The sequence below is a fragment of the Pseudomonas sp. Pseusp16 genome, from assembly GCF_047324915.1.
In the GTDB taxonomy this organism is placed as follows: domain Bacteria; phylum Pseudomonadota; class Gammaproteobacteria; order Pseudomonadales; family Pseudomonadaceae; genus Aquipseudomonas; species Aquipseudomonas fluorescens_CD.
Genome location: NZ_CP168522.1, coordinates 1,471,863 through 1,484,330 on the forward strand (window position 1 = coordinate 1,471,863; position 12,468 = coordinate 1,484,330).

Annotated in this window: 12 protein-coding genes; 9 read left to right on the top strand and 3 right to left on the bottom strand. The window is 60.9% G+C overall.

All coding sequences use genetic code 11. From position 1 onward, the window contains the following. Nucleotides 1-18: 18 nt before the first annotated feature. Nucleotides 19-1,020, top strand: a complete 1,002-nt coding sequence (locus ACEN8Q_RS06385) for an acetyltransferase (RefSeq protein ID WP_413704754.1) — start codon at nt 19-21, stop codon at nt 1,018-1,020. Then, nucleotides 1,017-1,802, top strand: coding sequence for a glucose 1-dehydrogenase (locus ACEN8Q_RS06390; protein ID WP_413704755.1), 786 nt, complete (start codon nt 1,017-1,019; stop codon nt 1,800-1,802). Before ACEN8Q_RS06385 ends, ACEN8Q_RS06390 begins: the two co-directional genes overlap by 4 nt. Here ACEN8Q_RS06390 and ACEN8Q_RS06395 read toward each other — a convergent pair. Beyond that, nucleotides 1,791-2,966 carry a LuxR C-terminal-related transcriptional regulator gene (locus ACEN8Q_RS06395; RefSeq protein WP_413704756.1) on the bottom strand — a complete coding sequence of 392 codons (1,176 nt, stop codon included), beginning with the start codon at nt 2,964-2,966 and terminating at the stop codon, nt 1,791-1,793. The genes ACEN8Q_RS06390 and ACEN8Q_RS06395 overlap by 12 nt on opposite strands. A gap of 475 nt (nt 2,967-3,441) precedes the next feature. On the opposite strand from ACEN8Q_RS06395, the gene ACEN8Q_RS06400 reads away from it, so the two are divergent. Both ACEN8Q_RS06400 and ACEN8Q_RS06405 read left to right on the top strand, forming a co-directional pair. Next, nucleotides 3,442-3,756: a hypothetical protein gene (locus ACEN8Q_RS06400; RefSeq protein WP_413704757.1), complete on the top strand. Its 315-nt coding sequence runs from the start codon at nt 3,442-3,444 to the stop codon at nt 3,754-3,756. Further along, nucleotides 3,698-4,138, top strand: a complete 441-nt coding sequence (locus ACEN8Q_RS06405; RefSeq protein WP_413427440.1) for a CBS domain-containing protein — start codon at nt 3,698-3,700, stop codon at nt 4,136-4,138. The genes ACEN8Q_RS06400 and ACEN8Q_RS06405 overlap by 59 nt, the downstream gene beginning before the upstream one ends. A 164-nt stretch (nt 4,139-4,302) precedes the next feature. On the opposite strand, the gene ACEN8Q_RS06410 is transcribed toward ACEN8Q_RS06405, so the two are convergent. Further along, nucleotides 4,303-5,475 (bottom strand): DUF1624 domain-containing protein, encoded by a 1,173-nt coding sequence (locus tag ACEN8Q_RS06410; RefSeq protein ID WP_413427441.1) that lies wholly within the window; start codon nt 5,473-5,475, stop codon nt 4,303-4,305. A gap of 749 nt (nt 5,476-6,224) precedes the next feature. Between ACEN8Q_RS06410 and ltnD the strand changes: the two genes are divergently transcribed. From ltnD to otnI, 5 genes are all read left to right on the top strand, one after another. After that, a complete protein-coding gene (gene ltnD / locus ACEN8Q_RS06415; RefSeq protein WP_413427442.1) occupies nt 6,225-7,130 on the top strand; it encodes an L-threonate dehydrogenase in 906 nt (301 codons plus the stop codon). 27 nt (nt 7,131-7,157) lie between these two features. After that, nucleotides 7,158-8,456, top strand: coding sequence for a 3-oxo-tetronate kinase (gene otnK, locus ACEN8Q_RS06420; protein WP_413427443.1), 1,299 nt, complete (start codon nt 7,158-7,160; stop codon nt 8,454-8,456). A gap of 8 nt (nt 8,457-8,464) precedes the next feature. After that, nucleotides 8,465-9,103 carry an aldolase gene (locus ACEN8Q_RS06425; protein ID WP_413427463.1) on the top strand — a complete coding sequence of 213 codons (639 nt, stop codon included), beginning with the start codon at nt 8,465-8,467 and terminating at the stop codon, nt 9,101-9,103. 189 nt (nt 9,104-9,292) lie between these two features. Next, the gene (locus ACEN8Q_RS06430) at nt 9,293-10,753 is read left to right on the top strand and encodes an SLC13 family permease (protein WP_413427444.1); all 1,461 of its coding nucleotides are present in this window, start codon (nt 9,293-9,295) and stop codon (nt 10,751-10,753) included. A gap of 21 nt (nt 10,754-10,774) precedes the next feature. Then, entirely contained in the window at nt 10,775-11,563 is a 789-nt protein-coding gene (gene otnI / locus ACEN8Q_RS06435; protein ID WP_413704758.1) for a 2-oxo-tetronate isomerase, read from the top strand. A gap of 46 nt (nt 11,564-11,609) precedes the next feature. On the opposite strand, the gene ACEN8Q_RS06440 is transcribed toward otnI, so the two are convergent. Next, nucleotides 11,610-12,431 carry a DeoR/GlpR family DNA-binding transcription regulator gene (locus tag ACEN8Q_RS06440; RefSeq protein ID WP_413427446.1) on the bottom strand — a complete coding sequence of 274 codons (822 nt, stop codon included), beginning with the start codon at nt 12,429-12,431 and terminating at the stop codon, nt 11,610-11,612. Between the last annotated feature and the right edge of the window lie 37 nt (nt 12,432-12,468).

The following is a 12,468-nucleotide window of genomic DNA, read 5'->3' on the forward strand; positions in this document are numbered from 1 at the left end:
TAAATAGAGGAGACCGACATGGCCACAGACTGGATCGATCATTGCGCCTTCAACGGCGACGCGGATGGCCTTTGTGCCCTACAGCAACTGCGCTTGGCCGGGGAACTGAGCGACTGTGTACGGCTGATCAGCGGGGTCAAGCGCGACATCGACCTGCTGCGCCGCGTACTGGCCGGCCGTGGCGAGAGGGTCACGGTACTGGATATCTCCCACAGCCAGAACCGGGACGATACCCAGCGGCTGCTCGAAGGGGGCGCCCGGTTGCGCTACTTCGACCACCATCATGCCGGCGAGGTGCCGCAGCACCCGGCGTTCGAGTCGTACATCGATACCGCCGCCAACGTCTGTACCAGCATCCTGGTCGACCGCTACCTGCAAGGCCGCCATTACCGCTGGGCGGTGGCGGCGGCCTTCGGCGACGGCATGGCTGGCCCGGCGCGGGCCCTGGCCGAACGTCACGGCCTGGCTGCCGGTGAGGTGGCTGCGCTCGAGGAACTGGGCCTGCTGCTCAATTACAACGCCTATGGCGACAGCCTGGCCGACCTGCATTTCGACCCCGTGGCGCTGGCTGCCGAGCTGTTGCCCTACAGTGATCCGCTGGAGTTCGCGCTGCACAGTCCCAGCTTCATCAGGCTGCGTGCCGGCTACGCAGAAGACATGGTCGCGGCTCAGGGGCAGCAACCCTGGCGCGAAGGTCCTGGGGCACTGCTTTACCGCTTGCCCGCCGAAGCCTGGTCGCGGCGGGTCAGCGGCGTACTGGCCAACCAGTTGGCCGTCGCAGAGCCGTCCAGAGTGATCGGGCTGCTCAGCCCCAAGGCTGGCGGCTGGAGTTTCAGCTTGCGGGTTCCGGCCGGAACCGGGATCCCGGCTGACGAATTCTGTCGCGGCTTCCCGACAGGCGGCGGACGTGCTCGCGCGGCCGGAATCAATCACCTCGACGACGACGGGCTGGATCAGCTGGCCGACAGGCTGTTGTCGGGATACCCCAGGGCGGTTGCCCAACAGGAAACGCAACGATGAAGCGACTGGATGGAAAAGTGGCATTGATCACCGGCGGCGCACGAGGACAAGGTGCGGTGGAAGCGCGTTTATTTGTCGAGCAGGGCGCGCGCGTGGTGATCGCCGACCTGCTGGAAGAGGATGGCCAGCGGCTGGCCGACGAACTGGGCGAGGCGGCGTCGTTCCAGCGGCTGGACGTCACCTGCGCCGAACAGTGGGACTTGGCGGTGCGTGCGGCGCAGGAGCGCTTCGGCAGACTGGACGTGCTGGTCAACAATGCCGGCATTCTGGTGCTGTCGCCGCTGGAGGCGTGTTCCCTCGACACTTATCGCAAGGTCATCGAAGTCAACCAGGTGGGCTGCTGGCTGGGCATGAAGTCGGTGCTTCCCGCGCTGAAGCGTGCCGGTGGCGGCTCGATCGTGAATGTATCTTCGACCGCCGGGATGGAGGGAGTTGCCGGTGGCACCGCTTATGTCGCCAGCAAGTTCGCCGTACGCGGCATGACCAAGGCCGCCGCGCTGGAGCTGGGTCGCCATGGCATCCGGGTCAACTCGGTGCACCCGGGCGGCATTGACACCGCCATGGCCCGGCCTCCGGAGCTGGCCGACTTCGACGCCTCGTCGATCTATGGCGGTCTGCCAATCCCGCGCATTGGCAGGCCCGACGAGGTTGCCCGGTTGGTGCTGTTCCTCGCCTGCGACGAATCCAGCTACTGCACCGGATCGGAGTTCATTGTGGACGGCGGCATGCTGGCGGGCTCCACTTTCGGCACCGATAGCGATACTCCCGGGCTATGCCAGTGACGCCACGCTGTTGAGCAGGGTCTTGATCAGATGTGCCTGGCGCGTGACCCCCGTCTTGGCGAACACACCACGCAGGTGCGCGCGCACGGTGTTGCGCGAGACGCCGAGGGCCTCGGCGGTTTCGTCGAGCGTCAGGCCGTCCATTATCAGCATCGCCACCTCGGTTTCCGTGCGGGTCATCTGGAACAGGCTGCGCAACAGCTTGCGCGAAGCCTGCGGCGAATCGGCGGGGTCGCGGATGAATACCGCCACGGCCGGCCGCTGAGCGCCGCCCTGGCACTCGTGGTTGAGGGCGATGGGGCGCAGCAGGACATTCAGCGGCAGGTTCCCGCTGGGCCGCGAAAGGGTCAGGACCTCGATCTCATCATCGAGGCCGTGCTGGTGGAGCTGCAACATCTTCTGGATGGTTTGCTGCAGGCTACGGCTTTCGTGATTGGCGAACGCGCAGAGTTTCTCCTGCCGGCATTCCAGGCCGTCACGCGCGTCGAACAGGCGTTGCGCCGCGGGGTTGCAGCGCATCATTCGTCCGGTTTCGTCGAGAATCGCCGTGCCCACCAGCAGCCGGTCGATGATCGTGGCGTAAAGCCGGCGCTCCGACTCGAGTTGGTCCACGGCGGAATGCAGGTCCACGGCCTGCTGCAGGTGCGGGAGCAGCAGGTGTATCAGCGCGATCAAGCTGTCATCGAAATCCTTCCCGGCATGGTTGCGGCAGGCGAAAAGCGCGCAGTGCATACCGGCGGTGGTGCGCATGTTGGACACCAGTACATAGCGCAGGTCGAGCGGTTGCAGGTAGTTGCGATAGAAGTCGTGCGCCAGCCAGTCGGTGGTGCCCATTACCTGGTCGGCGCTGGCGACCTGTTCGACCGGCCAGTTGAGGAACGGGCAGATCGAGTAGTACTGCTCGCTGTAGGAGGGTTCGCCCGGCAGCAGGGGACCATGCACCGAGGCGTTGACTATCAGCCCGGGCCGCTCATGGGCGGGGTTGCGCAGCACCAGGGTGAAGAAGCTGGCGGCGAAGCGCTGGCGCAGGGCTTCCAGCAGGCTGGCCCAGGGCGTGCTTTCCAGAGGGCCGCGATAGACCTGGTCGAGCAGTTCGCTCAACTCGGCGGCATTGATTCCGGCGCGGGCGCAAAGGTCTTGGCCGGGGGGCATGGAAGAGGTCATGCACAAGTCACTCTTTATTGTTGTTGCACGAAAGTAGAGGCAACAAAGGGGAGGCGAATCGTCCATTCGGCTTAGGTGAAGTCGGGGCTATGCCAAGATCAGGGGACTCACTCGCCTACAAGGTAATGCTTTGTTTTTAATGGATTTATTATGTGATTCGGTCAAGGTGACTCACTTGATGACATCGAGGAGGAGCACGAAAGGCTGTTCAAGCGACCGCAGACTGAAGAACTCTCGGTGTTCTACATAAAAACTCCCGTCGAGATGTGTACATGCACTTTTTTAAAGCGCCATGCATAGCAACGCGCACCAGACGGAAGCGGCACAAAGGACTTTCGCCTCTATTAGCTCAATCGTCCCGATTTGCACCCTTGGCAATTGGCTTTCTTGGGAAGTCTGCTTACCCCCACTGAAACTCGTCTGGATCGCAGTCGCGGTGACAGTCATCTCCAGCTCGGGAGCCTGGACTTGCACAGTGAATGAAGTCTCTCTGCTGTCGACTGGCACAAAGGCTGCAAGGCTCACATCAGATTCACCTGTAACGAACTCCTCAGGGCAGCCCCCTCGGTCAACGACGATCGATTGGCCGGACAGGACATGGGGGACATTGGTGCATCAGGCAGGGAAGTCTGGTTTTATCGCTGCAAAAGAACAGGCAAAGGCGCCTGGAACCGAAGGGTTTCAGGCGTTTTTTTTTGCTTTTTTAACCGTAATGGGTTTCGGGGGAGTGTATGAAAACAGCCGCACAATTGCTGAAACTGAAGGTCAAGCAAAACCAGCAGGTGCATAGCATTGCACCTGATCAGATGGTGTTTGAAGCGCTGAAGATGATGGCTGAAAAGAATGTGGGGGCTCTACCCGTGATAGAAGAAGGGCGGGTGGTTGGCGTTATCAGCGAACGCGACTATGCGCGCAAGGTCGTTCTGCAGGGTCGTTCTTCGGTCGGTACGCCGGTCAGGGCCATCATGAGCGCGCCCGTCGTGACGGCAGACAGTCGGCAGAGCATCGAGCGTTGCATGGTGGTCATGACCGACAGTCATCTGCGCCACTTACCGGTGGTGGAAGGTGATCAACTGATCGGCCTCTTGTCGATTGGTGATCTGGTGAAAGAAGCCATCGTCGAGCAGGCCGACCTGATCCGGCAACTGGAACACTATATCCGTGGGCATTGAAGCGACCAGGGGTAGGGCGGATGCAGGGTTCACAGGCACATCAAGTTTTCCAATGTGCTGCCCGATACCGTGCACCCTGTTAACGCCATGCAAGGCAGCGCCGTTTGATCGTCCCTTGGCAATACGAACGATCTGTTCTGCCTGTCGGCCGCCCCATGCCGCAGTCAGAAATACTTGAGCCAGCCGATATCGCGACGACGGGCCTTCAGTGCGGCGAACCAGCGCACGGGTAGATACAGCGATGTGGCCAGGATCAACGCCGTCAGCCACACGGCCCAAATGCCGTCGAAACCGAAATGGTTACCCTGGTTCAAACCGAAGAGTGCAACGCCGATCAGATACAGCACTTTCAGCACGTAAAGGTGAAGCAGATAGAAGAACATTGGTGCCGCTCCAAATACCGCCAGGGTGCTGATCCCCTTGCGTTGCGGAGCGCGCTCAAAGCCGAGAAGCAGTAGCAGCCCCACCCCCAGAGTCAGGGCAAGGAACAGCAGGGAGGGCGGATATTTTGTGATGTTGAAAAAACTCATCAAGCTTTGAATGGTGCTTTCGTAGGCCACCCAATGGGCTTCGCCATAACCATTGGCCAGGCGCAATGCCAGGAAGCCTGCCAATGCTGCAATGCCTGCCAGTAACAGGTTGCGTTGACGCGCGGTGACGCAGGCCGAGCGAGCAAACCATGGGCCGATGCAGTAACCCAGGGCGATCACCCCGATCCAGGGCAGAACCGGGTAGGAGGTTCGCAACCTGAGCCCTTCGGATACGTCGATCCAGCCGCGATCATGGAGAACCGCCCAAGGCACGTGCATTGTTGTACCGACCGGGAAGTGCAGACCATCGAGCAGGTTGTGCCCGGCGACGATGAGCACGCCCAGGGCGAACAGGATTGGCCTTGGCAACCAGACCAGTATGGCAAGGGCAATCATGCTGACGCCGATGGCCCAGATCACCTGCATGTAAATCACAGTGGGCGGGAACTGGAATGTCCAGGCGAAATTCACCAAGGTGAACTCCAGCAGTACCAGGAACAGGCCGCGCTTGAACAGGAAGGCGGAAATGCCGCTCTTGCCCTGGTGTTTTTCGCCGTACAGGTAAGCAGACAGTCCAGTGAGAAGGACGAACACGGGGGCACACAGATGAGCGAGTGTCCGGCTGAAAAACAATGCCGGTTCGGTTGTCTCGATCCCCATCGGGTCAGCTACCTGGCGATGCAGGAAGAACGTCTCTCGCACGTGGTCCAGGAGCATGAATATGATCACGAGTCCCCTGAGGGCATCGATGGACAACAGACGTTGGTTCAGGCGCGTAGCGGGCGGAATGTGAACAGATATCGTCATCGGAAATCGCAGGCTGGGAGTGAATTGCTCTGCCAGACAACGCTGACAGCTATATATTGTAATCATATAACGTAACTACATGGTCTGTCCCGTTGCCTTTCGAATGTCGTTCCTTCGGGCCAATGAGGCCCGGCTGAACCTTGTGTTCTGATGCAGCAAGCCGGTCAAAAAACTACCTGTTTGAAAAGCCCCAGGGTATTCGAGCGCGGGCGTGCATTGTGGCTGCTGTGTTGCAAGTGAAGAGGCACTGACTCCGTTCGTCCCGGGTCGTCGTGCCCATTGAATGCCTCCAGGCCCCAGGCGCAGGGAGGCGATGGCCTTATTCTTGAGCGTTCGGCTTCGCGCTTCAGCTTCATCGATCTGCATCCATGTGCTGACGAAGAACAGCGGGAAAAACCAGCGCCAACCCCTGCGAATCCAGGGTTTTCAACAAGTTCGTGGTTCGGTTGTCTCCCATAGGGAGGCAGCATCTTTTCGTTCAGCGTGACGAAGGCGATGTTAAATTATGTGAATTGGAAAAAATACTTCACATAATCCGTTCATTGGTGGATTATCTCCCCAGCCGGTATGACAACCTGATAACACGACAACAACAGGACTGCCTTGATGCTCGATGAGATTGCGACTCACGTCCTGTACGACAGCGCCACAGGTGCTGATCCTGTCTGCCGACGCCCTATCTACAACGCGGCCAACGTCTGCGCCTTGCAGGTATTGAAGCAGTCGCTGCTTTTCCTCTGGAGTACCCCATGAATAACAAGAATGTCGGTGTAGTCGGTCTGGGCGCGATGGGGCTGGGCATTGCCCGCTCGTTGTTGCGCAACGGTTTCAATGTGCATGCCTGTGATGTACGCACTGCCGTAACAGAGCAGTTCGCCGGGGAGGGCGGTGTGGCTTGCCTGTCACCGTCGCACATGGCCGCCGAGTGTGACGTGATCATTACCGTGGTGGTCAATGCCGAGCAGACCGAGACCGTTTTGTTTGGTGAGGGCGGGGCCGTGGCCTGCCTGCGGCCGGGCAGCCTGGTGATCGGCTGCGCCACAGTCGCTCCGACCTACGCCGTGGACCTGGGCCAGCGCCTGGCCGCGCTGGGTTTGCTCTATCTGGATGCACCGATTTCCGGTGGCGCCGCCAAGGCTGCCGCTGGCGAGATGACCATGATGACCTCGGGCCCGGCCGACGCCTATGCCAAGGCCGAGTCGATCCTGGCGGGTATGGCCGGCAAGGTGTATCGCCTGGGCGACGTCCATGGCCTGGGTTCGAAGGTCAAGATCATCAACCAGCTTCTGGCCGGGGTGCATATTGCCGCGTCTGCCGAAGCCATGGCGCTGGGCCTGCGTGAAGGGGTCGATGCCGATGCGCTGTACGAGGTGATCACCCACAGCGCCGGTAACTCCTGGATGTTCGAAAACCGCGTGCCGCACATTCTCAAGGCTGACTACACGCCGTTGTCCGCAGTGGATATTTTCGTCAAGGACCTGGGGCTGGTGCTGGATACCGCCCGCGCCAGCAAATTCCCGCTGCCGCTGTCGGCCACCGCTCACCAGATGTTCATGCAGGCGTCCAGTGCCGGCTTTGGCCGTGAGGACGATTCGGCGGTGATCAAGATTTTCCCGGGCATCGAATTGCCGACTGCCAAGCCCCAGTCCGTTTGAAGCCTGAGCCCGTTTGAGGAACACCCCATGACTACATCCACTGCACGCCCGCTGCTGGGCTGCATCGCCGACGACTTCACCGGTGCCACGGACCTGGCCAACATGCTGGTGCGCGGCGGTATGCGCACCGTGCAAAGCATCGGTATCCCGAGCGCGGAAATTGCCGCCGGGCTTGATGCCGATGCCATCGTCATTGCCCTGAAATCGCGTACCACGCCGGTCGCCGAAGCGGTCGAGCAGTCTCTCGCCGCACTGGCCTGGCTGCGCGAGCAAGGCTGCGAGCAGATCTTTTTCAAATATTGCTCGACGTTCGACTCCACCGCGGCCGGCAATATCGGCCAGGTCAGCGAAGCGCTGCTGGCCGCACTGGGTAGCGACTTTACCCTGGCCTGCCCGGCGTTCCCGGAAAATGGCCGGACGATCTTTCGCGGCCACTTGTTTGTGCAGGATCAGTTGCTCAGCGAGTCGGGCATGCAACATCATCCACTGACGCCGATGAGCGATGCCAATCTGGTTCGGGTCCTGCAATCGCAGACCCGTCTGAACGTCGGTCTGTTGCGCTACGACACCATTGCCCGTGGCGCTGAGCAGGTGAGGGCACGCATCGCAGAGCTAAGGGCGCAGGGTGTCGGCATGGTCATCGCTGATGCGTTGTCGGACAGCGATCTGTACGCCCTCGGTACCGCCTGCGCCGATTTGCCGTTGTTGACGGGCGGTTCGGGGCTGGCCTTGGGCTTGCCGGAAAACTTCCGTCGGGCCGGCAAGCTGCGCGACCTCGATGCCGCGAAACTCCCGGCGGTGTCAGGCCTGGAAGTGGTGTTGGCCGGCAGTGCTTCGATCGCTACCAATGGACAGGTAGCGGCCTGGCTCGAAGCGGGTCGACCGGCCTTGCGCATTGATCCGTTGGCCTTGGCTGCTGGTGAGCCGGTGGTGGCGCAAGCATTGGCTTTTGCTCGCGATAATGAACAAACCGTATTGATCTACGCTACCTGCTCGCCCGAAGAGGTCAAGTTGGTGCAACAGCAACTGGGCGTCGAGCAAGCCGGAAGCCTGGTGGAAAACGCCTTTGGCGAAATTGCCCGGGGTCTGCGCCAGAGCGGCGTGCGCCGCTTCGTGATCGCCGGCGGAGAAACCTCGGGCGCTGTGGTTCAGGCACTGGGTGTACAGCTGTTGCAGATCGGCGCACAAATCGATCCGGGTGTGCCGGCGACCGTCAGCAACACTGACGAGCCCCTGGCGCTGGCACTCAAGTCGGGTAACTTCGGTGGTCGGGACTTCTTCAGCAAAGCCTTGAGCCAGCTTGCCCCGACCGGGGGTGCGCAATGAGCCGCGCAGTGAGTGACGAAAACGCCCGGCGCGAAGAAATCTGTGAAGTGGGCCGCAGTCTTTACCAGCGCGGTTACACCGTCGGCAGCGCCGGCAATATCAGCGCGCGCCTGGACGACGGCTGGTTGATCACCCCGACTGACGTCTGCCTCGGACGCCTCGATCCGGCGACCATCGCCAAGGTCAATCTGGCGGGTGAATGGGTGTCCGGTGACAAACCGTCAAAAACCCTGGCGCTGCATCGCCAGGTCTACGACCGCAACCCGGGCGTCGGTGGCGTGGTGCATACCCACTCCACCCATCTGGTGGCGTTGACCCTGGCCGGTGTCTGGCAGGCGGGCGACATTCTGCCGCCGTTGACGCCGTATCAGGTCATGAAAGTCGGGCATATCCCGTTGATTGGCTATCAGCGGCCGGGTTCGCCAAAAGTTGCCGAACAGGTCGCCCAACTGGCCAACAGCGTTCGCGGCGTGATGCTTGAACGCCTCGGCCCGGTGGTCTGGGAGAGTTCGGTGTCCAGGGCCAGCTATGCCCTGGAAGAACTCGAGGAAACCGCGCGACTCTGGCTGATGAGCAATCCCAAGCCAGAGCCGCTCGACCGGGCAGCACTGGACGAGCTGCGAGAAACCTTTGGTGCGCACTGGTAAAGCGTTGGCTTAACACGACAGATCGATACCGCAAGCCTTGCCTGGGAGACGCTCAGCGACTCTCGACGGACTCGGCTTGCCAAAAAATACAATAACAAGAGGAAAACCAGGCATGACTCATCTTCATTGCGGCATGTTCAGATCCAGTGGCGGCACCGTTTCGTTCTCACGGCGTGGAGGGTTTCTGAAATGAGCCCTTTACTCTTGATGATGACCGCCGGGGTCGGCATCGCGCTGTTGTTGTTCCTGGTGCTCAAGTACAAGTTCCAGCCCTTCGTGGCCTTGATGCTGGTGAGCATTCTGGTGGCGTTGGTGGCCGGGGTGAAGCCGGCCGATCTGGTCGCCACCATCGAAGGCGGCATGGGTAAGACCCTGGGTCATATTGCGATCATCATTGCCCTGGGCGCGATGATCGGACGGATCATCGAGCTTTCCGGTGGTGCCGAGGCGCTGGCCAAGACGCTGATTACCCGTTTCGGTAATCGGCGTACGCCATTGGCCTTGACGATTGCCGGCTTCATGGTCGGGGTGCCGGTGTTCTTCGAGGTCGGTGTGATCATCCTGATGCCGCTGGCCTACGGTATTGCCCGCAGTGCGCGTAAGCCGTTGCTGGTGTTTGCGCTGCCGATGTGCGCGGCCTTGTTGACCGTCCACGCCTTCCTGCCGCCACACCCGGGCGCAGTGGCCGCTGCCAGTCAATTGGGCGCGGACCTTGGCCGCGTACTGATGTTCGGACTGCCGATCACCGCACTGCTTTGCTATGTCGGCTACCGCGTGGCCGGACGCATGACCCGTCGGGTGTTCCCGATGACCGATGATATTCGCGCCGAGGTCTATGGCCCGCATGTCACCAACGAGGACCTGGCCGCCTGGTCCAATGGCAACGACAAGAGCCCTGAGCGAGCGGCTGTGGCCGTGTCGCACATGGGCCTGGAAGAGTCCACCAGCAGCATTGTTTCCAAGTTGCCAGCGGCACCGGCGCCGGGTTTTGGCCTGATCGTCAGTCTGATCCTGCTGCCCATCATCCTGATTCTGCTCGGGACTCTGTCTACCTCGTTGCTGCCTGCGGAATCGACCCTGCGCGGCGTCATGACGGTGCTGGGTGCACCGCTGGTGGCGCTGCTGATCGACACCTTGCTGTGTGCCTGGCTGCTCGGTTCGCGTCGGGGCTGGAGCCGCAATCAGGTGTCCGATGTGATCGGTTCGGCCTTGCCCGGTGTGGCCATGGTGATCCTGATTGCCGGTGCTGGCGGCGTGTTCGGCAAAGTGCTGGTGGACACCGGAATCGGTGCCGTGGTCTCCGATATGCTGCGCACCACCGGTCTGCCAGTACTGGCGCTGGGCTTTCTGCTGACCATGCTGTTACGCGCGGTGCAAGGCTCGACCACCGTGGCGCTGGTGACCACTGCCGGCATCATCAGCCCGCTGATTGCAACGCTCAACCTCACTCCGAACCACATGGCCTTGCTGTGCCTGGCCATGGGCGGCGGGGGCCTGGCCATGTCCCACATCAATGATGCCGGTTACTGGATCTTCACCAAGCTGTCCGGACTGAACGTGGCCGACGGCTTGCGCACCTGGACGGTGCTGACCACTTTGCTCGGCACCTTGGGTTTCTGTATTACCCTGTTGATCTGGCCCTTTGTCTGACCCGTTATCTCAGGAGCTACCATGCCTCGTTTTGCTGCCAACCTCAGCATGCTTTACCCGGAACATGAGTTTCTGGATCGTTTCGCCGCCGCGGCGGCCGATGGTTTCGAAGCGGTGGAGTATCTGTTCCCCTACGACTACAGCGCAGAAGAACTCAAGCAACGCTTGAGCGACAATGGCCTGGTGCAGGCATTGTTCAATGCGCCGCCCGGTGATTGGGCGGCGGGCGAGCGGGGCACGGTGTCGTTGCCGGGGCGAGAGAGTGAATTTCGCAGCGGTTTTGATCGCGCCCTGGAATACGCCGGCGTGCTGGGCAATTCACGCATCCATGTCATGGCCGGCCTGCTGCCCTCCGAGAATGACCGGGCACGGCATCACGGCGTTTACCTGGAAAACCTCGCCTATGCCACCGCTCAGGCAGCCAAGGCAGGCGTCACGGTATTGCTTGAGCCGATCAATACGCGGGACATGCCGGGCTTTTTCCTCAATCGGCAGGATCAGGCCCAGGCCATCTGCAAGGAAGTGGGCGCCAGTAACCTGAAGGTTCAGTTCGACTGCTACCACTGCCAGATCGTCGAGGGCGACCTGGCCACTAAACTGCGTCGGGACTTCGACGGTATCGGTCACATCCAGATCGCGGGCTTGCCTGACCGGCACGAGCCGGACCTGGGAGAAGTCAACTATCCCTATCTGTTCGAGTTGATCGACCAGTTGGGTTATGACGGGTGGGTAGGGTGCGAATACCGGCCTCGAGGCAACACGTCTGCCGGCTTGCAATGGTTGCGGGACTGGAAGGCGCGTCAAGCGTAATACAAAGCTGGACCATGGGCTCCGCTGGACGCAGGAGCCCGTCGTTTCAGGCCACGGTATTGCCCGATGGAAGTAACAGTTCGACGCCCTGCTTGCGGATGCCATCGGCCGCGGCAGGGGTCAACGCGTCATCGCTGAGGATAATGTCGAACTGCTCGAGACCGGCGATCCTGTACATGCTGAAGGTCCCGTATTTCGAACTGCTGGCCACCAGCACCACTTGCGAGGCCGATTGCATTGCCGCTTGCTTGACCTCCACCTTCAACGCCGAAGGCGTGGTCAGTCCGCGACGCAAATCCCATGAGCTGGTCGATATGAACGCGATATCGGTGACGACCTGACGCAAGGTGGCAACCGCCAGGCTGCCCACGCACGATTGATTGGAGTGATCCAGTTGCCCGCCGGTATGGATCACCGTGACATGAGGCGCATCGATCAGGGCCTGGACAATCCCGAAATCGTTGGTCACCACGGTCATGCCGGACAGCGCCTTGATGTAGGGAACAATTTCCAGGGTGCTGGTTCCCGCATCCAGGTAAATCGCCATATCGGCATGCAGTAGCCGGGCGGCGAGTTTGGCCATGGCCTGTTTCTGCGGCAACTCCACCACCGCCTTGAACTGATGGCTGGGCTCGCTGTGCAGCTGACTGGCGATTCGCACCCCACCCGTTACCGAGTAGGCACGACCTTCCTGCTCCAGCAACGCGATGTCGCGGCGTATGGTCATGTGCGAACAGTCGAACATTTCCATCAATTGATGAACGCTCAGCACTTGATGCTTGCGCAACTGTCGCAGCATCAATTCACGGCGTTGTTCAGGGATCATCGGTGCGCCGCTTTCGGCGGCCATGTCCTTTTGACTAGGCATTCAGGCTCCAGTAATGAAGAAATCCGCGGACAAGGAA